Here is a 25,054-nt window from a genome sequence, read left to right as displayed (position 1 = left end):
TAGTTTTCTCGAGGAGCCTGATTATGAATAAGAAACGTTTAACCTGGGTAGATGTCACTAAAGGTTTTTTAATGATTCTTGTCGTCATTGGACATTATCCTGGACAGTTAGATGTCCCACTCGTAAAGTATATTTACTGGTTTCACATGCCGGCGTTCTTCATTTTAAGCGGACTGTTTTTTAAGCCCGTAGTTGAAAAGGGTTTAATGAAAATCTCGATTCAAAAACGATTTATGCAGTTGATCGTTCCTTATTTATTTTTCCTCGTCAGCATTACGCTGATCCGTTACGGGATAGAGATTGGTTCGGGTAATACAGACTTGTCATGGTATGTAAACGATATGTGGACACTTGTAGTCGGGGGACGTTTTGTACGCGGTGCCTATGGCGTATTCTGGTTTGTCACGACGCTATTCTTTACATATTTGTTTTTCTTATGGATGACAAAATACTTTAACCGCACAAAACAACTCATTATTTTAGCTGTTTTTTATAGTATCGCTCACTTGGAAAGTTTGTTCGCGATGCATGTCATTGGCGGTGCTCCATCTACTGCGGCGCAAACGATTCCGATGATTTGGAACATCGATGTCGCACTGATGGCAGTCGTCTATTTTTCACTTGGCTATTATTTGAAGAGTTTTTGGATGAATATTCCGATGAAATGGTTAATCGCAGGGTTGCTCGTTAGTGGAACGGCGATAGCACTCGATCAGTATAACGTCATTGACTATCACTTGAGTATGAAGTTTTTACGCTATGACCATTTCGTTTTAGACTTGATCATCCCGCTTTCTTTCACAGTTGTGTTAGTTGGCGCATTCCAACTCATAGCGGCTAAATCATCTTTAAATTGGCTACAAAGGATCGAAAAGCATTCTTTAACTATCATGTACTTGCACATCTTTACAGATATTTTATTAAATGACTACTTTACATATGGTATTGTTGGGTTCACCGCATTCGGTTTGTTTGTTCCCATAGTAGTTTCGATCGTTATCCAAAAGTTTCTACCACATGGAAAGCTATTCCTCGGTGGATTTTCACAGAAAAAGGCCACTACAAATCGCGCCATGACGTAAAAAGCACCTGTGCACGAAACTTTCATGAATGGTTACACATTCACGTTTGTTTGTGGCACAGGTGTTTTTTTATAAATACAGTTATAAATTACTCGGACTTTTGTATTTTCAAACCTTCAATAGCACACATTATATTTTTGTAGTAATCGGAGCGGATAGAAAACCCGCTATATTCTTCATGTGTCGTACAGGAAAACCAAGCAAAACCATTCTTCATAAAAGTTAAATCTTCAGGTAAATGAGGAGCTACCCAGTCGTACAAAGTATTGGCGTGGCGTTTTAATAACTCGCATGTTTTTTCATTTGATTCCATCATATAGACGGTTGCGGCCGGACCTTTTGTCATTGTATTCGCCCACTCATTCGTTTTATAAGTTTCCGAAGTGTACGGTTTGAATTGGTCCAGTATGTCTTGATCATAAGTAAGTTCTTTCCGTGTCACGAAATAAAATGAATCCGAATGACCGCAAAGCACGTTGATCAGGTTTCTATATACATCATCTGTAGGGTTCTCCGTTATATCCCAGTACTCCATCATTCCACCTCCTTTCTGTTAGTATATTCCATACGCCGATTATCTTAATAAGATGGTGATGTTTATGAATATGCTAAATGCAGCTGCAAAGAAAAGAAATATCGCTAACCCTTTTCTTTTTTCTTTTAATTGACTGAAACCCAAAAGTACAAGCATTACGGCCAAAAGAATTTGCACATACGGCATAGTAACATTTTCACCGGTCAGTAAACTATAACTCGATACAGAAGCTACTATGACTCCTAATATAACAATTAGTATATTCACTATGTAAAAACCTCCATCTGAGAATCGGATCTAAATAATAGATCACTTTATCATTTCAAGTATTAATTTTCATGATTTTCATTACACTATAATTTACAATCCAAAATAAAAAAGGGATACATGCTGCATAATTTTTCTTGCTATCAGGTAATAAAATGATTGCTATCGCAAATATAAAAATACTAGGAATGAGCAGCGTCCAGTATAATTTTCTTTTCGTCATTTTTACATACCACTTCTTTTCTAGAAATTTATTAGACAAGTATAATCCATCTGTCTTATGTTATTTCTTATATCGATTACTCTTGAATAGGTAAAAACTACACCCCACTATGAAATCGTCTAGGCGCGTCTTTTTGAAAATACACTACGGCCATTCCCTATAAGGTTTTGTAGTAAAGATATCCAAACATTATGGTTAGGGTTTGGAGATTTAGATTTACCGATTCTTGCTAACTGCTGTTCATACCAACCAATCTCTAATAAGGAAGCACTCTTATCTAGTAGTTTGATCCCCGTTCGGATTGGTTTTGCATCAACGGTTTCATAACTGCCAGTAAAGATTTTGTTTGCTAAGTCCGGCACTAAGGCAAAAGGTCTTGCAACGCCAACCATATCAATTTCTTCACTCGCAACCGCCTCCTCCATCCCTTTTTGTGTACGAAAGCCGCCTGTAACTACTATAGGTGTAGAGATTAATTTTTGAGCCTTTTTAGCATAGTCCATAAAATATGCTTCACGTTTGATTGTAGTTTCTTTTACATTTGTCCCCATCATAATCGGATTTTCATAATTTCCACCAGAAATTTCAATGAGATCCATCCCTGTTTCGGACATTTTTTGAAGAACTTCCATAGACTCATCTTCAGTGAATCCACCCTTTTGAAAATCCGCAGAGTTAAGTTTAATACCGATCGGAAAAGAACTTCCTACTTGTTTACGGATTTCATTATACGTTTCTTCCAAAAATCTCATTCGATTTACTAACGTTCCGCCCCATTCATCTGTACGTTGATTATGGTAAGGAGATAAAAATTGGTTAACGAGATAGCCGTGTGCTGCATGGATTTGAACACCTGTAAAGCCTGCTTTTTTCGCAATTCTCGCCGCTTCTCCAAATCGGTTAATTACATCTACAATCTCTGACGCCACAAGAGCACGTGGTTCCTTGAAGAAACGTTGTAACCCACCTGTAAGAGGCACTGCACTCGGGGCTACAGGTTCTTTTGAAATCAATTTCGGTGATTGCTTTCCTGGATGATTCAGCTGCATCCACAAGTGGGTTCCATTTTCAGTTCCCGCTTTCGCCCACTTCATTAACATCTCCATATCCCGTTCATCTTCTATTGCGACGTTATTTGGCTCCCCTAAAGCATTTCGGTCGATCATAACGTTACCTGTTACAACAAGACCAGCGCCCCCGTCAGCCCACGTTTTATATAAAGTCACCAAGGCCGGACTCGGATTTTGATGAGACGTCCCCAAAGCTTCACTCATGGCAGACTTAAATATTCTATTCTTAATGATGGTTCCATTTGGAAGGTGTAGAGCATTACTCAACACGGACTTTGATTGATTCATTTATCGTTTGTCTCCTTATTTTTCAAGTATTATAGAAAAGCCATTATGACATCAAGTTATTTTTGGTGAACTAGCTTTATTCAATAATTGCGTAGTTTAGTTTAATACAAAAATAAAGATGTATAGAATTAGAAGTAGTACAAAAATTATGATATTCATGTAAGCTTGAGCTTCATCTTCTTTTTTACGTATATCTCTTATGGATGTAAATAGAGTAAAACCGCCAAGTAACAATACATAATAAATCATATATTCAAATCTTTTTGTAACTAGCATAATGATACCTGCAAGTATGACTGTGATTGGTAATGCTATATTGAGTATTTTCATCACACCGCTCCCTCTTTACTGATTTCAATAGCGGTATTTTAATTCTCTGGAAACAGATATGGTCTATTTTACCAATAAATTGAATAGACGGATTTCATTACTTATCTTAACAACCACGGAATATTTAATTGTATTTCAAATTGAACAGTCGGCTTAGGAAAGTCGTCTGGAACTAAATCTAAATCCTTTTCGTTAAAATCTATTTCGACCTCATCACAATTAGGTATCGAAACTCCTTTTTCACTATTTGTCAGTTGCTGTAATTCCGTTCTATCAATAATTTTACCGACAATATGATAAAGTGCGCTATATAGATGTGTACCATCATCATTTTCTATATACTCGGAAATCTCACCTTCTTTACGGGGGTCAATACCCAGTATATTAAATAAATGTTTGACTTCTGATGAGAATGTGTCACAAGCTAAAATATAATTAGCGCAATAATTGCAGTCACAATCTTCTGTGATAAAATGGTGCTTTTCATAAAATTGTCTTGTTTGGTTTACATCTATTTCTAGTACATAACTTCCTACCTTAATCCGATCCATTACTTCACCCCACTCAATATATAGTTTTATAAAAGGTATCTTCAATCTTCAATCTTCATTTTTAGTCAACTTAGCTCCATTTCAAATTCATGAATTGTATTCGGCAACGGAACGATCAACAAGCTTATAATAAAACTTTAATCGTATCTCCCGACAAATCTGCAAATCATATTTGGTTTTAACTCGCTCATGAATTTCTCCCAATAACTAACTTCTACACTTATTCATTGAGCATGCAATCTTCTTTTACAATAACAAAGAATATAGAATTGGTAAAACAGTATAATCATTTCATTCATTTCTAATAATGACTACTTTTGTAAATAAAAAAGCTACCTTTTAGAAAGGCAGCATAAACTTCCACAATCAAACATTGGTTTACTTTAAAAGGCGTGATTATCTACTTGTTGCTTGGATACTTGCACAATCAATTGGGTCAAGTATGCTCGAGTGATGGTTATACTATTATCACCGTATAGAAAATCATCTATTAACTCACTTACTTCATACCAACGATCGTGTTCTTCACCAAGGAAATGATCTCGGGCAATTGTGTACACCTCATTAGCATTATCAATTGCTAAGCCTGGATCATCCACGATTTGTCTCAACAAATATCGTACATAGTGTTTGGCACTATCATCGTAAGAGGGTTCCGTAATGTCTAGCTCATATAAAGCTCTGTTAAAGTACTCTTCTACTTCAAATATATTCAAGGGTTCTGTTAGAGAAACTAGTATATTCAAAGATGGCGTAGACATTCGATTGTGCAACATAGTAAAAGCCCACTCTATATAATCAATAGCTAGTACTGTACCTTCAAGTTTCTTATAATACAAAACTTCCGTTTCCATCACCATACTCCTCATATTGTGCGCATATTCTAAAAAAACACCTGATGCTGGAGTGGAATCTTTAAAGATTTATTATACCTTTGTAGAACTCACATCACCAATCACTTTATAAATCACACTACCAAAAGCTAATTGAATAGGAATTAACGAAAGTATAATAGCTATAAACTGACTAAGTGTCTTGATCCATCCAGTTAAGCCCAACACGTCATTAATCAAGATATTTGCTAGTTGAATAAGACCAAACACAATACCTACTGCGATAATAAATGCAATCAAGATTAAAATAATTTGTGAAACTTTAATCTTTTTTATATTTTTCATTTTACTAATACTACCATCAGAAATGGAAAAGAAAAGAGTAGTTAACGGCAATAATAATAAAAACCAACCTGTATAACCAAATGCGATCCAGAAAACCCCTATTCCTAAAAGCAATATCCATCCCATGGTGTTAAACAATTTTTTATTCATCTAAACACCAGCCTTCCGTAAGTAAGTTATAGCGTTATTTGGATCTAATTATTGAACAGGCATTAGTTTAATATAATAAGTTCGCTTCCCATTATTAAGATCTTATGAATTTTTGCATACTTCGTGCCAGGGTTGCGCCCATGTAACTATTAAAATAGAGATTTCCCTATTTTATAAATCTGTTTCCTGCATTCATATAAATAAGCATAAATGCGACGATGGCTATAAATAAAACTAGACCAAAGTAGAACAACGAGTTGTTATTGTACACATCACTGAGTAACCAAAAAACCATACTAAACGACAATGCGAACATCATCTTACCCATGAATTTGCAGAGTGCAACCACGTCATACTGTTCTTTTTCAACTGGAGACATAGTGTTATAGCCCGCAATCAGGATGGAACCTTTGCCATTCATAAATATAATTCCTAACCCCATAAATCCTCCAATAATTAGTAGCGTTATTATCATATCGATCCCTCGCTTCGATATTCTTTCTTACTTTACATACGAATGAATGTTTTAAAGGTTTCATTCCTTCATGAAATAGTTCGATTAATGAATTATTTTGTATGATGCTATAAAAGTCTAGTTATTTTCCGTGTCCAAACACAGTACCTACATTTAATCAATCTAAAAAACACCCGTATAAGAACATTCATGAATGTTTACACAAACATGTTCGTTTCTCACACACGTGCTCATTTTTTTATTATAAAGCGACTTCTTTCAGCGCTTCCAAATGCTCGGTATCGAAGTGATAGGTTTCATTGCAGAAATGACAATTCGCTTCGGCATGTCCATCCGTTTGAATCATGTCTTGAATTTCTTCGCTGCCTAAGCTGATAATTGCATTAGAGATGCGCTCTACAGAGCATTGACACTGAAATTGAACGGGCATACTTTCTAACACGGTAACATGTTCCGAACCTAACACGTGCTCGAGTATTTGTTCAGGTGTACTGCCTTCCTCGATCATGGAAGAGAGTGGCGCAATTACTTTCATGCGTTCTTCGATCTTACTCATCACGTCTTCATCTGCGCCTGGCATGAGTTGAATAATAAAACCACCTGCGGCTTTCACCGTATTATCTGGATTTACTAACACGCCAACTCCAACTGCCGATGTGGTTTGCTCAGATTTAGAAAGATATGATGTATAGTCTTCTCCAATTTCCCCGGAAATGAGAGGGATTTGTCCTACGAAAGGATACGTTAGCCCCACGTCTTTTGAAACTGTTAGCAATCCATTCGTTCCGACTGCCTTTCCGACTTCGTTCAATTCTACGTCAGTTTGGGGGTGCGACACATATCCTCGAACTTCACCTTTTGCGTTCGAATCCACAATAATTGTACCGAGTGGGCCGCCACCATTAATTTTCACTGATATTTTCTCCTCGCCCTTTAACATAGAGCCAAGAATTAAACCGGCAGTCATTGAACGTCCAAGGGCATCTGCAGCTGTTGGCCAAGCCGCGTGCCGTCTCTGTGCTTCCGCTACAGTTGTAGTCGAATTCACCGCGTACGCGCGCACTTGGTTTTGATACGCCACTGCTTTTACTAAATAATCATTCATTCTATACACCCTTTCTATAGCGCTACACGTTTAGTTTAGCTTTGTTTCACGTAATTTTTCGGGTGTGACATCATTTCCAAGCGGGTCGATGACTGTTAAACCTGAAAATGTACCGATGACTTGTCCGCGGATTTCACGCAAGTAATCTTGACGTAATACTGTTTGCTCGACTACTTCGGCATTGGTTAAGCCTTCTTCACGTTGTTTTTTAGCTAATTCATTAATACGACCTAATTGATTGATCATGTAAATCCCTCATTTTCATTTATTATTTACGTATACGTAGATTACTATGTGCACTAAAATGCGGAACGACAAATTCTTGTAGCTCCTGTATCACTTCTGTTACCGGACGGTCCTCGTTACGGATCGCAAGAACGACATGATTGACTCCTATATCTTGCAGTGCATACAAATAATCGATTAAAAACTGATGACCGGATGTGAAGCCGACTTTTATTGGAATCGGTCTAGGCGACGCATTCGGTTTCTCTGATAAATGAATAGTTAGAGGCTGTATGAACGGTTTAAATTCAGTTGTCGCTTGACGCCAAAGCTTAATCAGCTCTTGTTGGCGATTGGCTTCTTGGGCGTAAAACATCCAACCGTCTGTATTTTCAGCTAACCATTCTATCGTTTGTCCAGAATATCCGGTACCTAAAATCGGGATGTTAGACAATGGCGGCTTGGGAATCACATCGCCTGCTTCGAGTCCAACACGTTCAGACTGGATTGTAGGGAAAGATTCTTTCCATATTGTTTTCATTACGTCTACAGACTCTCTAAACAGTTCATCACGTTGATCTCGGTTCACTTTAAATGCTGGGAATTCAATCGGACGATCACCAGTGGCAACACCAAGTAATAAGCGCTGGTTAGATAAATCATCTAATGAAGCAGCTGACTTCGCCAAGTGAAGCGGATGCCGCAACGTCGTGACGACACTTGCCGTACCCAGCGCGATTTCGCTTGTATGCGCGCTTACATATGCGAGAAGTTGAAATGGATCATGCTTGACGCCGGCATCCCCGAAGTTCGGATCGAAAAGAGGTGAATCTCTTACATATAATGCTGCAAAGCCTGCATCTTCAGCTTGTTTCGCAAGCTTTATTTGCTCAGCTATATCCATCGGCATACGATAATCGGCAACTTGATCCATAGGAAATGTCAGGCCAAGTGTTAACTTATTTTCTTTAAACGTTCTAGCAAATCCTTGATGCGCTTGAAATATATTCATCATCACTCCACCTAGCTAGCTATCCTACTGGGACTTACACCATTTTTTCTTTTAGCCATTTTTGCAGTGCTTGTACTTTCGGATTATATTCTATATTGATTTCTTCATAAAGTGACGCAACCGTTTCGCGTTTTAGAATGGATTTCCAAGAATTCTCCGCCTCTGCCATTAAAGCAGTTAATGCGCAGTCTCGATCTTCTTCTAAATTAAGCATGTCATGAAACACACCACTTGGAGAATAGAGTGACTGTTTGCCTTCGATCGCTAAATATATATCGTAGACACGAATCTCTTCAGGCTTTCTTGTTAACTTAAATCCACCTTTCACTCCAGGAACAGAAGTGATTAAATCCGCGCTGACTAATTTCCGTAAGATTTTTTGGGTATACGTAGGCGATGCGTGAAGTTGTTGACTAATAGCTTCCCCTGGTAATACCGCACGATCCGGTAGCATGTTCAGGATAAGAATGGCATATAAAGATTGTTCCACTCCGGTTTTCATCTGCATTACATCATCACCTTTTCTCACTCTTTTTTAATTGACAATTCCAACTTTACTATCATGGATAATCATTATCCTCTTTATAATAACACAGGATTTTAACTAAGTATAGTTTTCAACTTCGCTCCTTATAAAGAGTGTTTACAATCTATAGTATCAATTAAAAAGCTAGCAAGCAGATGGTAAAATACCATCTGCTTGCTAGCTATGTCTTTTAGTACTATGAGCGTACTGATTTAACTTGCGATACTGTCAATCCATCACCAATCGGCAACAATATGGACATCAACTGAGGATGCTGTGCTGTGTATTCATTGAACTTCCTCATATTCTGCGAGTATTGCTTGCCTAGGATGGACGAGTCCGCTACCGAACCGCCCGCCAATACATTATCAGCTACAATTACCGCATTCGGCTCAGCTAGCTCTAAACAACCGTCTAAATAGTTTCGGTAACTCTCCTTATCCGCGTCAATGAAAAAGAAATCGAACGTTTTCCCTTCCGCTTTTAACGCTTCTAAGCTATCTACAGCAGGTCCAGTTTTATACGTCACTTGTTCACCAAATCCTGCCTTCGTTAAATTAGATTTCGCTAACGTCGCAAATGACTCCTCTAATTCTAGCGAAGTCAAATGTCCTTCATCGCCAAATCCTCTCGCAAGACAAATACCGCTATATCCGCCAAGTGCACCTATTTCAAGAACATTTTTTGCGCCCGTCATCGAAACGAGCATCGTTAATGCTTTGCCTGACGCTGGAGAAACCGAGATCGAACGCATACCATTTTCTTGTATGGAGAATAACACACGATCGAGAACTTGATCAGTTGAAACAAAAGTTTGGTCAATATATTGGTTAATGTTTTTCATTAAATAACTTCCCCTCCAACTAGTAAATGAAATCCAGCATTATTCATTTAACACACTTTCCGCAAGCACTTTGGATTTATCGCCATACACTTTTGTAATATGCATATCTCCCCATGCACATAGCGAGCTTAAAATAGCTTCTAAACTTTGGCCGTATTCACTCAATTCATACTCTACTTTAGGCGGCACTTGATTATAGACAATTCTATTAATCACACCGTCCGCCTCTAATTCACGTAATTGTTGAGTTAACATCTTTTGTGTAATATTCGGCATCAATCGTTTTAATTCACTCGTCCGCTTTCTACCATGTGTCAAATGACAAAGTATTACACACTTCCACTTACCACCTATTACTTCCAATGTTGCTTCCACACTAATATTATATATTTTGCCCATTTCTATCGCCTCCACTATTGATAGGTACTAAAAGGTGCCTACATTACTTTAAAGTGCGTACTTCTCTTTTAGATTTCTATACTTCATACTAACATTTGCAGGTACACTTCACTACATCAAACGTATTGATGCCATGAATATTGCATGCAACTTATTAGTAGGAGGAACGTGAGAAGATGTCAATTGATAAAAAACGCAGTACATTTGCATTGCTTGCATTAGCTATCAGTGCATTTGCGATAGGTACTACCGAATTTGTGAGTGTCGGATTATTACCACTCATCGCTCAAGATTTAGATATTTCTGTTTCACTAGCCGGATTAACTATTTCCTTATATGCTGTAGGGGTGATGATCGGGGCTCCAATCCTCACTAGTTTAACTTCTAGGTTACCTAGAAAGTCCGTCTTAATCTGGATCATGGTCATATTTATTATCGGAAACAGTATAGCCGCAGCCGCAACAAGTCTAAGCGTATTACTGTTTGCACGAATCATATCCGCATTTTCACACGGTGTGTTCATGTCTATTGGTGCTACAATCGCAGCGGATTTAGTGCCAGAAAATCGTAGAGCAAGTGCTATCTCCATCATGTTTACGGGATTAACAGTTGCTACGATTACAGGCGTTCCTTTTGGTACATTCATCGGTCAACAGGTAGGATGGCGTGCTGCTTTTGTTTTAATTGTGATTATAGGTGTGATTGGGCTTATTTCAAACAGCCTCCTAGTTCCTTCAAATTTACGACAGAGCGCACCAACTACATTGAAAGATCAAGCGAAACTCCTGACGAATAGTCGTTTACTAATAGTGTTCGCTATTACTGCCCTAGGTTATGGCGGAACGTTCGTCGTGTTCACCTACTTATCTCCTTTACTGCTTGAAGTGACCGGATTTAAGCAAAGCACGATTGTAATCATCTTGCTAGTCTATGGGATCGCAATTGCGATAGGAAATATGATTGGTGGAAAACTGTCCAATAAAAATCCGATAAATGCTCTGTTCTATATGTTTATCGCACAAGCCATCATTTTATTCGTATTAACATTCACTGCACCATTTAAAGTGGCGGGCTTAATAACCATTATACTGATGGGTATATTTGCTTTTATGAATGTTCCAGGACTTCAAGTATACGTCGTCATCTTAGCGGAACGATTCATTCCGAGTGCAGTCGACGTAGCCTCCGCTATAAATATTGCTGCCTTTAATGCGGGTATCGCTATTGGTGCGTATCTCGGTGGTGTGGTCACGGATTCGATCGGTATTATTCATACACCTTGGATTGGCGCAAGTATGGTGATGTTCGCAGCTATCTTGACAGGCATTAGCCGTTTGCTAGAGCGTAAAGACAATGTAACAGTACTTGCAATGAAGGAGGTGATGTGAAAAGCATGATGCACGATTATCCAACACTATGAAGGAGGAAGAAATTATATGAAAAACTTACAATCTACAACTACACTATCTAACGGGGTAGAAATGCCTTGGCTTGGTCTTGGCGTGTTTAAAGTGGAAGAAGGTACAGAGCTCGTAAACGTAGTGAAAACTGCAATTGAGCACGGCTACCGTAGTATCGATACAGCCGCGATTTACGGCAATGAAAGCAGCGTAGGTAAAGGTATACAAGAAGCACAAGTGGATCGGAAAGAATTATTCATCACGTCTAAGGTATGGAATAGCGAACTGGGATATGAAAAAACACTTGTAGCTTTTGACGAGAGTATTACTAAACTCGGTCTTGACTACTTGGATCTATACCTTATTCACTGGCCTGTAGAAGGACAATTCAAAGAAGCGTGGCGCGCATTGGAAACCTTGTACGAAGAAGGAAAAGCTAAAGCGATTGGCGTAAGTAATTTTCAGCCGCATCATTTAGAAGAATTAATGAAAGATGCAAAAATAAAGCCAATGATCAATCAAGTCGAGTACCATCCTCGTTTATCCCAAAAAGAAGTACAGGCATTTTGCCAAAAGCACGACATCCAGATGGAAGCGTGGTCACCACTAATGCAAGGTGAGCTACTAGAGAATGCTGAATTACAAGAAATCGCAGACCGCTACAACAAATCCGTAGCCCAAGTAATTTTGCGTTGGGATTTACAAAATGGTGTAGTCTCAATTCCAAAATCAACGAAAGCCCATCGCATTGCTGAAAATGCGGATGTGTTTAACTTCGAACTCACTTCAGAGGATATGGAACAAATCAATAAATTAAATCAAGATCAGCGAATCGGACCAGATCCTGACAACTTCGATTTCTCATAATCAAAAATGAATACTGTCCGAATTGCGGTTCGTACAGTATTCATAAATTATCCGAGCATTAGGGAGCATCATAACTTCCATTGGAAATCCGATTCTGCAACTAAACGACAAAACCTCCCTACGTAAGGTAAGGAGGTTTTTTATCGTGTAAAGTCTAGAAATAAGTAATCAAGCATGATGGTTTGTCAAAAGTATTTTAATTCTTCATTCGACTACCAAGAACAGAATCAAATAGTTGCCTTGCATACGTATGGGAAAAGTGAAATACTCCATCCTTTTTCACACTTTCATCTACCATTCGGCCATCCTTCATAACATAAATTCGATCACATGCATACATGACTGCTTGTAAGTCATGCGCAATGAATAAAATCGACATATCCATTTCTCGATTCAGCTCAAGAAGCAGGTCAATGATTTCTCTTTGAATCAATCGATCCAAATTGGATACGATTTCATCACAAATAAGCAGGTCAGGTTCAACTAACAATGAGCGAAGCAGATTGACACGTTGCTGCTCACCACCACTCAATTCTGAAGGATATCTATGTAAATGGGTTTCCGATAATTTTACTCTTGCAAGCATTCGTCGAATATGCGCTTCACGATCTCCTTTCATCGTACGGAGAGGTTCTAGCAAAATTTCGTGGACCGTCCATGAAGGATTAAGTGCTGCTGATGCGTTTTGAAAAATTAATTGGCTCGCTTGATAAAATGACTTCCGGTTTTTTCGTGTGACTAGTTGACCGTTGAATGCAATCAAGCCCTCGTCTGCAGATTCAAGTTGCATCACGACACGAGAGAGCGTACTCTTTCCACAACCACTCTCTCCTACTAACCCCACGACTTCCCCTTTACTTACAGTCATGTCAATCTCATTCAACGCCTTTTTCGTCTGGCTTCCACTAAAATAACTTTTCGAAACATTTGATACTTCTAACATCTGCTATTCACCCCTAAAATCTACTCTCCAACAATCGCTTCGTATAAGCATCACGAGGATTCGAGAAAACCGTTTCCACTGTCCCCATTTCTACGATAGTTCCTTGCTGCATAACCGCCATCTCATGAGCGGCTTCAGCGACGATGTCGAGGTCATGAGTAATGAGGAGAATTGTCGTACCCCGTTCTTCATTCAGACGAATTAACAATTGAATGAATTCTTTTTGAAGTACCATATCGAGTGCCGATGTGGGCTCGTCCGCAATGAGTAAAGCCGGTTCCACGTAAAATGCGCACGCAATCATACATCTTTGCAACATTCCACCGGATAATTGAAAAGGATATTGCTCGACAACTTCCCAAGCTAAGCCCAACTGGTCTAAAATCACATGCATTTTCTCATTGAATACATCTAACGTATCCCCGACACGTTCTCCCGAAAATGTATACAGTTGATGCCCCAGCTTCACGGACGGATTAAAACTGTTCGAGGCGTCTTGGAATATAGTGAAAATATCTTGTCTTCTTAGGCTTGCCATCTCCTGAACAGACGCATCCAATATGTTTCGACCTTCGTACATGACATATCCGCTTACTTTTGCGTCTATAGGCAACAAGCCAAGCAGAGCGGATACTGTCATGCTCTTTCCGCTACCACTTTCACCAATCAAAGACGTAATTTTACCGCGCCGTATTGTGAAATCGATGTGCTTCGTAATATGCTGATCTTTTATTTCAATCGATAGATCTTTCACTTCAATCATTGACACGCCTCCTCTCTGGATTCTTCCACGCTTCTCCAATAAAATTGATAGCGAGAATAGTCAAGAAAATCATAATGCCTGGAAATAATGCAATCCACCACGCGCCAATTAAAATATCGTTTTGCGCGTAGTACAACATATTCCCCCAAGAAGGAATCGCTGGAGGTATACCGATGCCGAGAAAGCTCAGCGATACTTCCATGAATATCGCGCCAGCAAAGTTAAATAGCGTCACGACAAATATAGCGGGTATGCTGTTGCGCAGCAAATGACCCCATAGTATTTTCCAAACAGGCGTCCCAAACATATTGGCCATTTTAACAAATTCTTCTTCTTTGAGCCGAATGAATTCGGAACGCACAATCCTTGCGGTGACAAGCCACCCCGTCAATCCAATGAGTAGTGCCATGCCCCACATCCCGCCTTGAATGATTGCTTGAAACACCAAAATAATAATTAGGGAAGGAATGGTAATGAGTGCTTCCAACAACCGCATCATAACGGTATCGATCACTCCGCCGAAATAGCCACTAATCCCGCCATAGACAACTCCAATGACGAGTGACAAAATAACCGAACTACTTGCTACAGCTAGCGTTACTTTCCCACCTTCTAGTAAACGTGATAGAACATCTCTGCCTAAATGATCCGTTCCTAACCAATGCTCACTACTCGGTGCACTATATACTTCTTCCATATTCATTTTATTTGGACTAAATGGGGCAAGGAGGCTTGAAAACACCGTTAAAAAGACAATCAATCCTAGAAGGCAACACCAAAACCAAAGTGTTTTCCGTGACTTCATTTAGCGAACGCCCCCTTTGCGCAACTTTGGATCGATAGCGTACATAATGAGATCGACAATAAATAGTGTCACGACGACTAAAACACCCGTCACCATAATGCTGCCCATTAATAAAGGGAAATCCTTTGTTGCGACTGCCTTGACCGTCAATTGCCCTATTCCAGCCCAAGCAAATAATGATTCCACAATAATTGATCCACCAAAGAACGAAGGAATGGTTATAGCGATGTAATTCAAATAAGGAATGGACGCGTTGCGCACTATCCCCTTTCGAATAGACCTCTCCGTAACTCCATTTGCGCGTGCAACTTTCACATAGTATTGACTGTTTTCTATCTTAATACTTTCTTGTAGAAAACGAGCGTAAATTCCCACATGGGTTACAATGAGCACGCTAGCGGGCATAATAAGGTGACGGACTTTATCTACAACACCGCCATTCCCATCTACATCGCTAGATCCAGAAGAAGGAAGAACCCCTAGAGTTACAGCAAAGAAGTAGATGAACAAAATACCAAGCCAAAAGGCAGGTATGGAGGACGTCGCGATACTAAATGTGGAAAGTCCTTTATCCCAAATAGAACCTGCCCTCATACCCGCCACTGTGCCTAACCAGATGGAACCTATGACAATGAAAAACATCGTTACGCTAAATAACAGCAACGTATTCGGTAGCCTTTCCATGATGATCTCAGAAACAGGTCTGCCTTCTTTAGAGGACGTTCCTAAATTCCCTTTGACTGTCTCACCTAGCCATGCAAGGTATTGCTCGGCAACTGGACGGTCTAATGCGTATGCACGGGTAATGCGTTCTTTTTCGGCTGCCGTTAACGTTTGCGCATTGCCTCCATAGAAAGCAGTAGCAGGATCTCCAGGCGCTGCTTGCATAATGAAAAAAGAGAGGAAGCTAACGATGAAGAGGACCACAATCCCCATCACCATTCGCTTCCCAACCCATTTACTGATCATTCCACTTCCACTCCTCGACGTTCCAGAGGAAACCAGATCCATGATGACCTAGCGTTCGTTCTTTCACACCACTCACATTTTTGTTTATCCCATACACTGCATTTTCGTAGGCAATAAAGTCAAATGCCGGATCATTCGCAAGTTCTTCTTGGAACTGCATATAAATTGCTTTACGTTCTTCCGGATCCGTTGTTGTACGTCCTTTCGCAAGCAGTTCATCCACTTTTTCATTTGAATAACTACCATAGTTATAACCGGAGCTCTTTATGCTCGATTCATCCGAATGGAATAATAGGTGTGTATGATGATCTGCATCATACGGACTGCCCCATCCAACCATAAACGCATCTGCGTCTTCTATCGTAATCGCGCTCCAGTCAAGCGCTGCTACTTTTACATCCGCACCAATATCTTTAAATCCTTCGGCAACATAATTTGCCATGTTCACTCGAACAGTATCACTTGCAGGCGCAGTAATCGTAAATGATAGTTTTTCTCCGTTTTTAGAACGAATACCATCCTCATTTTCTTTCCAACCCGCTTCATCTAAAAGCGCATTCGCTTTCTCTAAGTTATATGTGTACTTTTCAATTTGGTCATTATTGAACTCATGATTTTGCAATGGTGAATAGGCAACAGAACCATGTCCTTTTAATATGCCTTTTACTATTTGCTCTCGATCGGTTGCGTAACTAAATGCACGACGCACATTGACATCTTTCCAAAGGTCCAAATTCATATTGAATAAAATGCCACGATAATCCGCTGATTCTATATCGTATATAGTTAAGTTCTCTTCCCTTTCTAAGTTTTCAACTTGTACAGGATCCAACAATGCAACATCCACCTCGCCCGACTTCAACTGAAGTGCACGGACATTACTATCTGGAATAAACTTAAATATTACTTTTTCAATCGAAGGCTTTGTTCCAAAAAATTCACTATATGCTTGTAAGGTCAATGAATTGCCACGATCCCATTTATCAAACATATATGGCCCTGCACCAATCGGCTGGCTGTTAAAGTCAGCTGTTCTCATATCGACTCCTTCAAATGCATGTTTCGGAAGAATCGGTACCGTTAACTTGTCTAGTAACGGTGTGAATGGCTGTTTTAATGTAATTTCGACGGTATAGTCATCCAGCGTTTTAGTAGATGCCACTTCTTCAAAATCAGATTTCAAAAATGACGCGTTTTGATCATCCATAATACTCTCAATCGTGAACACTACATCATCTGCTGTAAGTTCTTCCCCGTCGTGAAATGTAATGCCTTCTTTTAGCTTAAACGTATACGTAAGTTTGTCCTCTGACACATCATAAGAATCTGCGATATCCGTAACTACCTTATTACTTTCATCAAATCGCATGATTCCACGAAACAACAGTGCATCTAGATTCGTTTCTTCGAGGATCGGGTTAAGCCCTTCGAACTCTTCTTCAGAAGCATAAATGAGGCGATTCTCATTAGACGGAGTTGATTCTTTTACATCCTCTTTTTTACTACATCCTGCCACAATTACTACAAGTACCATGAAAAGTACAAGTAACTTCTTATTAAATATAATCATTGATTTCTCCTTTATAGTGTAATATTTTCTGCATTTCACAATTATTTCATGTTCGTCTACATTTGTCCTGTATAACGGTTTAAATTTCCATTATAGACGAATTACAAATTAGGTAGAACTTTTCTAGCGCCTAATATCAACCAAGTGCTCAATACAAATGGCATCGTCAATGCGGGCAGTCCTAACGGCAATAACCAAATACTAACACTCGCCATGAGCGGGACTGTAATACAGGCCGCCACCACACCTGTAATAGGTGCATAGCGATTTTCCTTCGTGTTATACACGACCGTTACGGCTAGAATGGTTAAAATAGCATTGTACCCATATAAACCTAACATGATCAGCGTATGCTCTCCGGCTAAAGCAAGAGCTGTAACACATGCCACCACATTACCAATCACCGCATATATGCCCATTTTCCTGCTAGCCCAAAATACTGCAATGAATAATAAAAGACCAGGTAAAGTATCTGTGAGAAAGAAGATTTGACCGATCCCATTGAAAGTTGCTTGGAGTAGATTGATTTTGCCTTCTATATGCAATTCCCAATTAGCTAAACTCTGAGGAGAAAGTGAATCACTTAACTTGATACTATCAAGCTTATAGGATGCTAGCAATGTAAACCAAGTGAATAAAATAAATGGTAAGGTCAGGATTGGAATGCCGAGGCGGCCTAAGAAATACATAAGTGTAGCTGTAAATATCGCAGTGACCGCTGCTCCTACCAATGCCACGATCCAGGCAGTAGGTCCGGTCAAAAATGTTTGTAGCACTAATCCGGTAAGCACAGAGTTATAACTCATCAAACCTTTACTGACCAATGTTTGATCCGCGCCGCCTATTTTTGCAACTAGCGTACCAATCATAGCGGATAAAAGGGCAATGATGCCTAATGAAAGTGACGATACTGTAATAGCTAATAAAATCAGAAGGCCAGTTATCGTATTTTCGATATAAATGATTTGAGATATTCCTTTAATGGATTCTTTAAGAAAAGTCGTGAAACTTCCTTCTTTTATCATCTGCATCTTTTGATTAGCTCTTTTTTCCGCTCCCATATTCCTCACCTACTTCGTTTACTGTAGTAATCTGCTGATTCAAATGTTATGGCATTGTTATGAAGTGAATTAATTACCCAATTATCAAGTTTATAGCCAATGGTCAAGTTCTTATACATTCAATGCACTTTTTTGCGCGTTCAACTGAGCGAGTGTATAAAATATACTTCCTAAAACATATGATTTTATGAAATAGAACGTCTCCGGCTATTGCTCATCATAATCGTATTATGCTTTAAATTTCTTGGACAAGATTCATTTGTCTGTTCATGCCCATAACGTAAGAGTGTGTAAGGATATAGGATTTTAAAAGATGATGGTACAAAACACGTGATAGTAGATGGAATGACCCGAGTATTGATTTTTAATCTATGCTTCTTCTGTCCTTCACAGATTTCAAGGGAAAGCGGGGTGTCTATAAATGGAATACTTACAGAATCTTTGCCAGCAATATGCCCAGATCGTTAACGGAAAGCCTAAAATAGAAAAAGGTATCTGCACTGTAGAAATAGGTAGAAACTTTCACTTGACTATACAAGGTCGTGAAAGTAAAAGTGCACTTCCAGCTGGAATGACATTTGAATCACTGGATGCTCAAGGAAATGCACTCAATCTTGCAGAAGTAGTAGTACTTCAAGAAGAATTGCCCGGATTTATTTATGCTCTCACTAGAAACGGGTTAATCGTAAGCGCGATTCATAATCATTGGGTTTTCACTAACCCAACTATTCTCTATGTTCATGTCCAATCTGTTGAGCCACCACTTTCTTTCGCCAGAAAATTCGCAGAAGCGTTTAGTGTCTTGAAGCATTAACATAAGAACCTCTACATGATGTTACTCTTCTTTGATTTCCTAGAATGCGAATTCTGCTGATATTTACAAAACCACTGTAGTTAAGACTGCTGAACGTCTGCGATCAGCAGTCTGTTGGCGGTTTATATTTCGAACTGCGTAACAAGATTTACATTCCTATACGGAGGCCCACAAAATGGTTTACTTATACTTTATTGCAAAGGAGTAATGCAAAAAATGTATGCAGCCTTCCGCAAAAACGGAAGTAGTAAACGATATTTGCAATAGCAATTAATGGCGAATATACTGCAATCATCTACTATGGATTAGTAGAGGACTAGTCTACGAGCAGCAAAGTGAATAATCGTATTCTTGAAATTAGACACTCTGAAAACTTTCGGCATCTATATAGTTCTTTGACTGGAAAACAACCTACTTCACACATCACAATATTTTATATTTGAATAAAATGGTCATCCCAGTATTCATAGTAAAATGAACAAATACTGGAACTAAGATATTGTTTGTCTCAAAATATATCCAACCAAAAACTAGACTTGGGATACAGATCGTTACTAACATCGTAGGCTTTTTAAAGTACTGGACATGAAAGATCATAAACAATAAAGTTGTTAATACAATCGCAATCCATTGGACATCTGTACTTATGAAAAGCAGGTTTTGAATAATGCCTCTAAATAATATCTCCTCAAACAATGCCGCTATAAACATGAAAATAATAATAGTTGACAATGAATTGTCTTGATAGGTTTTATTGGTGTCGTCAATGTAATTTGAAGGAATAGCAAAGGCTAAGATGACCCCAAAAACTAATAAAGCAAAAGAAGAAACAACCGAAATAATTATAGATTCTATTGGTTTGTCAAAGGAAAGTACGTTTTGAATTGCGAGTACATCGAAAATCACAAATGCAAAGATAACAGCAAAACAAATGAATGTAAACAAAGAAAACACAGAAATTGCGTTTTTGATTTTGAACTCAGACTTTTTATTTTCTGAACTACCCTTCACATGATCCATATATGACGTCCTTTCTTGATGTCTTAAATAAAACTAGGATAGTGTAAATACCTAACACTACTTCATCAGCTCAACAAAGTAGCTTTATTACAGAACAATAACGTTTCAAATATTAAGACAGTCTTCGTAATCAATATATTTCATTTCTTAAAAAACGAGGGGTTCATTACTTCACTGACAACTCGTTCAAAAACGGTAATAATTCTCTTTCAAAATCGATCGGTTCATCATTAGCGAGTTGACGTAAATATTGTGCTGTTTTCGATTTTTGTTCAGCTGATAACTGTGCATATAAATCAGGATCAACAAATTCCTTCACAATACGTGCTACCGTGTACATTTCAGAATCTGTTGTCATACGCATATAGTTATACTGCACTTCCGTATATCCATACAATGTATATAATGGTGCTACATAATCTTTTTCGTACTCTTCATTTTCAAAAAAGAGCGCACTATCCCTTAACATATCTTGAATCCCATTCTCCATTCCTGCTTCATAAACAGATATTTTATTATAGAATACACATGCCGTAATTCCGAATAGGCTTGCAAAAGTGACCAATATAATTAGGGTTGCTTTTACTTTCATAGGATTCCCCCCAGCTCTTTTAAATCAAGTAAATTGCACCCGATAACAGTAAAATATTGTACTTATCTATTTACTGTGTAATGTAATTCAACAAATTGATTGAAAGTTCTAGTACCTCTAAGAGAAAGATCGAGTGCATAATCGTCTGGTTTAAATAAAGGTATTCCCTCTCCGATGATTGTTGGTGCAACTGTTATAATCAGCTCATCGACTAACTTTTCCTTTAAAAATGTATGTAGTATATCTCCACCGCCAACTATCCAGATATCTTTACCTTCTTCTTTTTTCAAATTAATAGTAAAGCTTACTATATCCCCATTTATAAATGTAACGTCTTTTGTATCCGTTGCGGTTGACCTGGAAAAAACATAGCTATTTTTATTTGAATAAGGGAACTGACCTTTTTCTTGTTCCATAATCCAATCATATGTCCTCTTACCCATTAAAACTGTATCGATCGTTTCGAAAAACTCTGAATAGCCATTATCTCCTTCCCCCTCCACTTGAAATAACCAATCAAGTGAGTCCTCTTTTGTTGCGATATAACCATCTAAACTCTGAGCAATAAATAATACTAACTTTCTTTGTTTTTTCATACTAATCCTCCTACTAAATTCATCTGATTTTCTCCGCGAGCTCTAAAATAATCCCCTCTGGACCACGAACGTAGCATAACTTATAACTTGTTTCATATTGCTGTATTTCACTAAAGATTTCTTTGCCATTATTTTTTAATTTCGTAACAATACTTTCAATATCTTCCACTGCAAAGCAAATGTGTCGGATACCTAGCGTATTTGCAAAAGTTTGCTGTATACCTTTTTCATCTGACGGCGAATGAAATGTAACTAGTTCAATCCATGTCTGGCCGTCCGGCATCCCCAATCCTACACATGCGGTTTTTACATTGGTAAGCCCCACTATTTTGTCTAACTGTTCTCCATCCAATTCCCATTCCGCATGTACTTCAAGTCCTAAATCGAGAAAAAATGCTTTTGCCTTCGCGAGATCATTTACATTTATACTGACATGATCTATTCTGTTAATTTTCATGTTTCAAACCCCCCATATCGTTATTTTTCCGTAATTCCGAACTTTTTTAAAAGCTATTATTTTTCCAAACCACGCTTGTCCGCCTAGTATTAGATGGTTTATTCACGGACGCGAACATCCAATAACTTCATTATGCTTCACCAAATTGTTTTTAAAAACACATTATACTTTTTTTAGATCGCCGTGCTACACCGTTTAAAACTAGGTGAGGAACAAGCACATATCCCCCCATTTAGTAGAACATATTAGATGGCAATATGTATGACTGTATGTGAAGTTCCTTCTATTTTATATTTCAACTTGATTGACACGCGTCTAAGGTGATTTTTCCCCCGTCTTCTCTTATACTACTAATATATCAACGGAAAGGAATTACTTCATGATTACACAATTTTTCTCCTACTACAAGCCACATCGGCGCTTGTTTTTGATCGATTTTTTTAGCGCCATTTTCGTAGCACTTCTTGAACTAGCATTCCCTCTCGCTGTTCAGTGGTTTATCGACGGACTCCTGCCGTCAGGAGATTGGAACCGAATTATCACCGTGAGTTTCTTACTATTGCTCGTCTATTTAGTGAGTACGTTCCTTCATTATATTGTGAGTTATTTAGGACATAAGCTCGGAATTAATATCGAAACCGATATGCGTCGTGAATTGTTCGAACATGTGCAGAAGCAATCATTCCGATTTTTTGACAATACAAAAACCGGCCATATTATGACGCGCATCACGACCGATTTATTCGATATCGGTGAATTGGCTCACCATGGACCAGAAGATGCTTTCATAGCGATCATGACTATTCTAGGTGCATTCGGAATCATGTATACGATCAATCCTGAACTCGCTTTAATCGCCATCGTGATGGTACCGCTGCTCGCAGTAGTCGTCTCCTTCTCGAATAAGAAGATGAATGCAGCATGGCATAAGATGTATCAAAATATTGCGGATGTCAACGGGCGGGTTGAAGATTCTGTTTCGGGTTCACGCGTAGTGAAATCATTTACGAATGAAAACTTTGAATTACGTCGTTTTCAGGAAGACAATGATCAGTTCCGCTTAGCTAAACTAAAAGCGTATAAAGTTATGGCGTGGGCTACGTCTTCAATGTATATGCTCACTCGCCTCGTCACACTCGTCATTTTAATAGTCGGTGCCTGGTTCACAGTAAATGATAAATTAACATATGGTGAACTAGTCAGTTTTATTTTATTTAGCAATATTTTAATTAAACCTATTGATAAAATTAGTGCTTTGCTGGAATTGTATCCAAAAGGTATGGCGGGTTTCAGTCGTTTCCGCGCATTAATTAACCAAGAGCCAGAGATAAAAGATGTGAAGAACGCAAAAGTCGTTGATCAGTTACGCGGAGATATAACACTTCATGACGTGACATTTGGTTACGACGCTGAGCGACCCGTCTTACGCAATATCGACTTAACGATTCACTTTGGACAAACTGTTGCGTTCGTCGGTCCGTCAGGTGCTGGAAAGACGACTATTTGTTCACTCATTCCTCGTTTTTATGAAGTCAATGAAGGGTCTATTTCAATTGACGGATTAGATATTCGAGAAATGACGCAGAAATCATTACGCAGTCAAATTGGAATCGTTCAGCAAGACGTGTTCTTATTTACAGGATCGATTCGAGATAATATTGCGTACGGTAAACTGGATGCAACAGACGAAGAAGTATTTAAAGCGGCAGAAAAAGCCCATCTTACCGATTTGATCAATAGCATGCCGAATGGTTATGACACACAAATTGGGGAACGTGGATTAAAACTATCAGGTGGTCAAAAGCAACGCCTGGCCATCGCTCGGATGTTCTTGAAAAATCCACCGATTCTCATTCTAGATGAAGCGACTTCCGCACTTGATACAGAAACAGAGCGCATTATTCAACAATCACTAGAAGAATTATCCGTTAATCGCACCACACTCATTATCGCGCATCGCCTCACCACGATTCGCAATGCCGACCAAGTCATTGTGATGACGGAAGACGGTATTGAAGAGCAAGGAACGTATGAAAATTTAGTACGTCAAAAAGGTACATTCGCTCAATTACATCAAGCTAACCAAGTATAAGTAAATAGGAAAATACCTGTGCTACAAACATACAAGTTTGCGTCACAGGTATTTTATTTACATTTAATTAACGTTTCCAAACGTCAGCATATTCTTCTTTTCGTTCAAATTCTAGCTTAGCGAATGGACACAAAGGTAGAATCTTCCTATCTTCAGCACGTGCTTTAGTCACCACTTCTTTTACCAATGATTGAGCAATACCTTTTCCTCTTAATGAAGGATCAACGAATGTATGATCAATAATAAAGATTGCGGGATTAGGCGTAGTAAAAGTAATCTCAGCAATTAATTGACCTTCGTCATTTTCTAAATAAAAGCGATTTCCCCCTTTTAAAAACGTAACTTTCTCCGAGTCCTCTTTTTTAATATAACCCAATGCTCCCGATGGACATGCATCAATGACCTTCATCACTTGATTGGCTTCTCCGTTATCGGGCAAAATCCACGGTCTGCGTTTCGGATTAAACACTTCCGCGTTTCCACGAGCGCAAACTCCTGCATGTTCACATTTTTTTATTGAATAAAAAATGTCTAGATCTGACCCTACATATTTCTTATAACCGTCATTTAAATAGTTCTCTTCGACTTTGTTCATCAAAACCAACCTCCCTGAGTTATGAATACTTTATGGTAATGTAAAACAACTAACATTAACTTACTATAAAGATAGTACATTCAATATAATTTTACAATCGTTTTTAGTGCATATTTCGACAATATTCTGTTAATTATCTATAAATGGATAACGCTAATGAATAGACTTGATAATTAGAAATCTTTATAAAAATACCTGTGCCGCAATCAAACGTGAATGTCTAAAACACTCATGAATGATTAAAGCACAG

General features: G+C 38.6%; 29 protein-coding genes. 5 read left to right on the top strand and 24 right to left on the bottom strand.

Translation table 11 applies throughout. From position 1 onward, the window contains the following. The first annotated feature begins 23 nt into the window (after window positions 1-23). Complete coding sequence (locus CSV64_RS02070; RefSeq protein WP_099633401.1) at window positions 24-1,082, top strand: acyltransferase family protein; 1,059 nt, start codon at window positions 24-26, stop codon at window positions 1,080-1,082. Window positions 1,083-1,170: 88 nt separating this feature from the next. Here CSV64_RS02070 and CSV64_RS02065 read toward each other — a convergent pair whose 3' ends face one another. From CSV64_RS02065 to CSV64_RS02000, 13 genes are all read right to left on the bottom strand, one after another. Then, window positions 1,171-1,617, bottom strand: a complete 447-nt coding sequence (locus CSV64_RS02065; RefSeq protein ID WP_099633400.1) for a hypothetical protein — start codon at window positions 1,615-1,617, stop codon at window positions 1,171-1,173. 39 nt (window positions 1,618-1,656) lie between these two features. After that, a complete protein-coding gene (locus CSV64_RS02060) occupies window positions 1,657-1,884 on the bottom strand; it encodes a DUF3953 domain-containing protein (RefSeq protein ID WP_099633399.1) in 228 nt (75 codons plus the stop codon). Between the two features lie 342 nt (window positions 1,885-2,226). Further along, window positions 2,227-3,465, bottom strand: coding sequence for an NADH:flavin oxidoreductase/NADH oxidase family protein (locus CSV64_RS02055; protein WP_099633398.1), 1,239 nt, complete (start codon window positions 3,463-3,465; stop codon window positions 2,227-2,229). A 431-nt stretch (window positions 3,466-3,896) separates the two neighbouring features. Beyond that, window positions 3,897-4,346: a hypothetical protein gene (locus CSV64_RS02045; protein ID WP_143565190.1), complete on the bottom strand. Its 450-nt coding sequence runs from the start codon at window positions 4,344-4,346 to the stop codon at window positions 3,897-3,899. Between the two features lie 383 nt (window positions 4,347-4,729). Continuing rightward, entirely contained in the window at window positions 4,730-5,200 is a 471-nt protein-coding gene (locus CSV64_RS02040) for a hypothetical protein (protein ID WP_099633395.1), read from the bottom strand. 72 nt (window positions 5,201-5,272) lie between these two features. Beyond that, the gene (locus tag CSV64_RS02035; protein ID WP_099633394.1) at window positions 5,273-5,674 is read right to left on the bottom strand and encodes a disulfide bond formation protein DsbD; all 402 of its coding nucleotides are present in this window, start codon (window positions 5,672-5,674) and stop codon (window positions 5,273-5,275) included. A 166-nt stretch (window positions 5,675-5,840) separates the two neighbouring features. Further along, window positions 5,841-6,149, bottom strand: coding sequence for a DUF3784 domain-containing protein (locus CSV64_RS02030; RefSeq protein ID WP_099633393.1), 309 nt, complete (start codon window positions 6,147-6,149; stop codon window positions 5,841-5,843). A 241-nt stretch (window positions 6,150-6,390) separates the two neighbouring features. Continuing rightward, a complete protein-coding gene (gene hslO, locus CSV64_RS02025; protein ID WP_099633392.1) occupies window positions 6,391-7,254 on the bottom strand; it encodes an Hsp33 family molecular chaperone HslO in 864 nt (287 codons plus the stop codon). 30 nt (window positions 7,255-7,284) lie between these two features. Further along, entirely contained in the window at window positions 7,285-7,500 is a 216-nt protein-coding gene (locus CSV64_RS02020; RefSeq protein ID WP_085130816.1) for a DUF896 domain-containing protein, read from the bottom strand. A 22-nt stretch (window positions 7,501-7,522) separates the two neighbouring features. After that, window positions 7,523-8,491, bottom strand: coding sequence for an LLM class oxidoreductase (locus CSV64_RS02015; protein ID WP_099633391.1), 969 nt, complete (start codon window positions 8,489-8,491; stop codon window positions 7,523-7,525). Window positions 8,492-8,525: 34 nt separating this feature from the next. Then, window positions 8,526-8,999 carry an RrF2 family transcriptional regulator gene (locus CSV64_RS02010; RefSeq protein WP_099633390.1) on the bottom strand — a complete coding sequence of 158 codons (474 nt, stop codon included), beginning with the start codon at window positions 8,997-8,999 and terminating at the stop codon, window positions 8,526-8,528. Between the two features lie 214 nt (window positions 9,000-9,213). Next, complete coding sequence (locus tag CSV64_RS02005; RefSeq protein ID WP_099633389.1) at window positions 9,214-9,861, bottom strand: O-methyltransferase; 648 nt, start codon at window positions 9,859-9,861, stop codon at window positions 9,214-9,216. A gap of 39 nt (window positions 9,862-9,900) precedes the next feature. Next, entirely contained in the window at window positions 9,901-10,260 is a 360-nt protein-coding gene (locus CSV64_RS02000) for a winged helix-turn-helix transcriptional regulator (protein WP_369823480.1), read from the bottom strand. Between the two features lie 176 nt (window positions 10,261-10,436). Between CSV64_RS02000 and CSV64_RS01995 the strand changes: the two genes are divergently transcribed. Together CSV64_RS01995 and CSV64_RS01990 are read left to right on the top strand one after the other, a co-directional pair. Then, window positions 10,437-11,648 carry an MFS transporter gene (locus CSV64_RS01995; protein WP_099633388.1) on the top strand — a complete coding sequence of 404 codons (1,212 nt, stop codon included), beginning with the start codon at window positions 10,437-10,439 and terminating at the stop codon, window positions 11,646-11,648. A 48-nt stretch (window positions 11,649-11,696) separates the two neighbouring features. Continuing rightward, window positions 11,697-12,527 (top strand): aldo/keto reductase, encoded by an 831-nt coding sequence (locus CSV64_RS01990; protein ID WP_099633387.1) that lies wholly within the window; start codon window positions 11,697-11,699, stop codon window positions 12,525-12,527. 196 nt (window positions 12,528-12,723) lie between these two features. Here CSV64_RS01990 and CSV64_RS01985 read toward each other — a convergent pair whose 3' ends face one another. The 6 genes from CSV64_RS01985 to CSV64_RS01960 all read right to left on the bottom strand — a co-directional run bounded on the left by CSV64_RS01985 (window position 12,724) and on the right by CSV64_RS01960 (window position 18,638). Next, on the bottom strand, window positions 12,724-13,470 hold the full coding sequence (locus CSV64_RS01985) for an ABC transporter ATP-binding protein (protein WP_099633386.1): 747 nt from the start codon (window positions 13,468-13,470) through the stop codon (window positions 12,724-12,726). A 13-nt stretch (window positions 13,471-13,483) separates the two neighbouring features. Then, window positions 13,484-14,233 carry an ATP-binding cassette domain-containing protein gene (locus CSV64_RS01980; protein WP_099633385.1) on the bottom strand — a complete coding sequence of 250 codons (750 nt, stop codon included), beginning with the start codon at window positions 14,231-14,233 and terminating at the stop codon, window positions 13,484-13,486. Then, window positions 14,226-15,038 (bottom strand): ABC transporter permease, encoded by an 813-nt coding sequence (locus CSV64_RS01975; protein WP_099633384.1) that lies wholly within the window; start codon window positions 15,036-15,038, stop codon window positions 14,226-14,228. The genes CSV64_RS01980 and CSV64_RS01975 overlap by 8 nt, the downstream gene beginning before the upstream one ends. Beyond that, complete coding sequence (locus CSV64_RS01970) at window positions 15,039-16,007, bottom strand: ABC transporter permease (protein WP_099633383.1); 969 nt, start codon at window positions 16,005-16,007, stop codon at window positions 15,039-15,041. Continuing rightward, entirely contained in the window at window positions 15,997-17,577 is a 1,581-nt protein-coding gene (locus CSV64_RS01965; RefSeq protein WP_233190389.1) for an ABC transporter substrate-binding protein, read from the bottom strand. Before CSV64_RS01965 ends, CSV64_RS01970 begins: the two co-directional genes overlap by 11 nt. Before the next feature lie 101 nt (window positions 17,578-17,678). Continuing rightward, window positions 17,679-18,638: an urea transporter gene (locus CSV64_RS01960; RefSeq protein ID WP_099633382.1), complete on the bottom strand. Its 960-nt coding sequence runs from the start codon at window positions 18,636-18,638 to the stop codon at window positions 17,679-17,681. A gap of 421 nt (window positions 18,639-19,059) precedes the next feature. Between CSV64_RS01960 and CSV64_RS01955 the strand changes: the two genes are divergently transcribed. Next, a complete protein-coding gene (locus CSV64_RS01955) occupies window positions 19,060-19,452 on the top strand; it encodes a DUF1259 domain-containing protein (RefSeq protein WP_099633381.1) in 393 nt (130 codons plus the stop codon). 423 nt (window positions 19,453-19,875) lie between these two features. Here CSV64_RS01955 and CSV64_RS01950 read toward each other — a convergent pair whose 3' ends face one another. From CSV64_RS01950 to CSV64_RS01935, 4 genes are all read right to left on the bottom strand, one after another. Continuing rightward, window positions 19,876-20,472, bottom strand: a complete 597-nt coding sequence (locus tag CSV64_RS01950; protein ID WP_199168381.1) for a CPBP family intramembrane glutamic endopeptidase — start codon at window positions 20,470-20,472, stop codon at window positions 19,876-19,878. A 166-nt stretch (window positions 20,473-20,638) separates the two neighbouring features. Then, window positions 20,639-21,064 carry a hypothetical protein gene (locus tag CSV64_RS01945; RefSeq protein ID WP_099633380.1) on the bottom strand — a complete coding sequence of 142 codons (426 nt, stop codon included), beginning with the start codon at window positions 21,062-21,064 and terminating at the stop codon, window positions 20,639-20,641. Window positions 21,065-21,126: 62 nt separating this feature from the next. After that, the gene (locus CSV64_RS01940; RefSeq protein ID WP_099633379.1) at window positions 21,127-21,660 is read right to left on the bottom strand and encodes a dihydrofolate reductase family protein; all 534 of its coding nucleotides are present in this window, start codon (window positions 21,658-21,660) and stop codon (window positions 21,127-21,129) included. 19 nt (window positions 21,661-21,679) lie between these two features. After that, window positions 21,680-22,117: a VOC family protein gene (locus CSV64_RS01935; RefSeq protein ID WP_099633378.1), complete on the bottom strand. Its 438-nt coding sequence runs from the start codon at window positions 22,115-22,117 to the stop codon at window positions 21,680-21,682. A 379-nt stretch (window positions 22,118-22,496) separates the two neighbouring features. On the opposite strand from CSV64_RS01935, the gene CSV64_RS01930 reads away from it, so the two are divergent. Continuing rightward, window positions 22,497-24,209: an ABC transporter ATP-binding protein gene (locus CSV64_RS01930; RefSeq protein ID WP_099633377.1), complete on the top strand. Its 1,713-nt coding sequence runs from the start codon at window positions 22,497-22,499 to the stop codon at window positions 24,207-24,209. A 67-nt stretch (window positions 24,210-24,276) separates the two neighbouring features. Here CSV64_RS01930 and CSV64_RS17130 read toward each other — a convergent pair whose 3' ends face one another. Beyond that, window positions 24,277-24,804 carry a GNAT family N-acetyltransferase gene (locus tag CSV64_RS17130; protein ID WP_099633376.1) on the bottom strand — a complete coding sequence of 176 codons (528 nt, stop codon included), beginning with the start codon at window positions 24,802-24,804 and terminating at the stop codon, window positions 24,277-24,279. Window positions 24,805-25,054 lie beyond the last annotated feature (250 nt).

Origin of the sequence: Sporosarcina sp. P32b (assembly GCF_002743335.1) — a bacterium.
GTDB lineage: Bacteria > Bacillota > Bacilli > Bacillales_A > Planococcaceae > Sporosarcina.
The sequence above is the reverse complement of the archived record's forward strand: the minus strand, read 5'-3'. Positions and strand labels throughout refer to the sequence as shown.

Bases quoted from the DNA above. Each gene is read 5' to 3' on its own strand.
- CSV64_RS02070 (WP_099633401.1), top strand. From the start codon at position 24: ATGAATAAGAAACGTTTAACCTGGGTAGATGTCACTAAAGGTTTTTTA.
- CSV64_RS02065 (WP_099633400.1), bottom strand. From the start codon at position 1,617: ATGGAGTACTGGGATATAACGGAGAACCCTACAGATGATGTATATAGA.
- CSV64_RS02055 (WP_099633398.1), bottom strand. From the start codon at position 3,465: ATGAATCAATCAAAGTCCGTGTTGAGTAATGCTCTACACCTTCCAAAT.
- CSV64_RS02045 (WP_143565190.1), bottom strand. From the start codon at position 4,346: ATGGATCGGATTAAGGTAGGAAGTTATGTACTAGAAATAGATGTAAAC.
- CSV64_RS02040 (WP_099633395.1), bottom strand. From the start codon at position 5,200: ATGGAAACGGAAGTTTTGTATTATAAGAAACTTGAAGGTACAGTACTA.
- CSV64_RS02035 (WP_099633394.1), bottom strand. From the start codon at position 5,674: ATGAATAAAAAATTGTTTAACACCATGGGATGGATATTGCTTTTAGGA.
- CSV64_RS02030 (WP_099633393.1), bottom strand. From the start codon at position 6,149: ATGATAATAACGCTACTAATTATTGGAGGATTTATGGGGTTAGGAATT.
- hslO (WP_099633392.1), bottom strand. From the start codon at position 7,254: ATGAATGATTATTTAGTAAAAGCAGTGGCGTATCAAAACCAAGTGCGC.
- CSV64_RS02020 (WP_085130816.1), bottom strand. From the start codon at position 7,500: ATGATCAATCAATTAGGTCGTATTAATGAATTAGCTAAAAAACAACGT.
- CSV64_RS02015 (WP_099633391.1), bottom strand. From the start codon at position 8,491: ATGAATATATTTCAAGCGCATCAAGGATTTGCTAGAACGTTTAAAGAA.
- CSV64_RS02010 (WP_099633390.1), bottom strand. From the start codon at position 8,999: ATGCAGATGAAAACCGGAGTGGAACAATCTTTATATGCCATTCTTATC.
- CSV64_RS02005 (WP_099633389.1), bottom strand. From the start codon at position 9,861: ATGAAAAACATTAACCAATATATTGACCAAACTTTTGTTTCAACTGAT.
- CSV64_RS02000 (WP_369823480.1), bottom strand. From the start codon at position 10,260: ATGGGCAAAATATATAATATTAGTGTGGAAGCAACATTGGAAGTAATA.
- CSV64_RS01995 (WP_099633388.1), top strand. From the start codon at position 10,437: ATGTCAATTGATAAAAAACGCAGTACATTTGCATTGCTTGCATTAGCT.
- CSV64_RS01990 (WP_099633387.1), top strand. From the start codon at position 11,697: ATGAAAAACTTACAATCTACAACTACACTATCTAACGGGGTAGAAATG.
- CSV64_RS01985 (WP_099633386.1), bottom strand. From the start codon at position 13,470: ATGTTAGAAGTATCAAATGTTTCGAAAAGTTATTTTAGTGGAAGCCAG.
- CSV64_RS01980 (WP_099633385.1), bottom strand. From the start codon at position 14,233: ATGATTGAAGTGAAAGATCTATCGATTGAAATAAAAGATCAGCATATT.
- CSV64_RS01975 (WP_099633384.1), bottom strand. From the start codon at position 15,038: ATGAAGTCACGGAAAACACTTTGGTTTTGGTGTTGCCTTCTAGGATTG.
- CSV64_RS01970 (WP_099633383.1), bottom strand. From the start codon at position 16,007: ATGATCAGTAAATGGGTTGGGAAGCGAATGGTGATGGGGATTGTGGTC.
- CSV64_RS01965 (WP_233190389.1), bottom strand. From the start codon at position 17,577: ATGATTATATTTAATAAGAAGTTACTTGTACTTTTCATGGTACTTGTA.
- CSV64_RS01960 (WP_099633382.1), bottom strand. From the start codon at position 18,638: ATGGGAGCGGAAAAAAGAGCTAATCAAAAGATGCAGATGATAAAAGAA.
- CSV64_RS01955 (WP_099633381.1), top strand. From the start codon at position 19,060: ATGGAATACTTACAGAATCTTTGCCAGCAATATGCCCAGATCGTTAAC.
- CSV64_RS01950 (WP_199168381.1), bottom strand. From the start codon at position 20,472: ATGGATCATGTGAAGGGTAGTTCAGAAAATAAAAAGTCTGAGTTCAAA.
- CSV64_RS01945 (WP_099633380.1), bottom strand. From the start codon at position 21,064: ATGAAAGTAAAAGCAACCCTAATTATATTGGTCACTTTTGCAAGCCTA.
- CSV64_RS01940 (WP_099633379.1), bottom strand. From the start codon at position 21,660: ATGAAAAAACAAAGAAAGTTAGTATTATTTATTGCTCAGAGTTTAGAT.
- CSV64_RS01935 (WP_099633378.1), bottom strand. From the start codon at position 22,117: ATGAAAATTAACAGAATAGATCATGTCAGTATAAATGTAAATGATCTC.
- CSV64_RS01930 (WP_099633377.1), top strand. From the start codon at position 22,497: ATGATTACACAATTTTTCTCCTACTACAAGCCACATCGGCGCTTGTTT.
- CSV64_RS17130 (WP_099633376.1), bottom strand. From the start codon at position 24,804: ATGAACAAAGTCGAAGAGAACTATTTAAATGACGGTTATAAGAAATAT.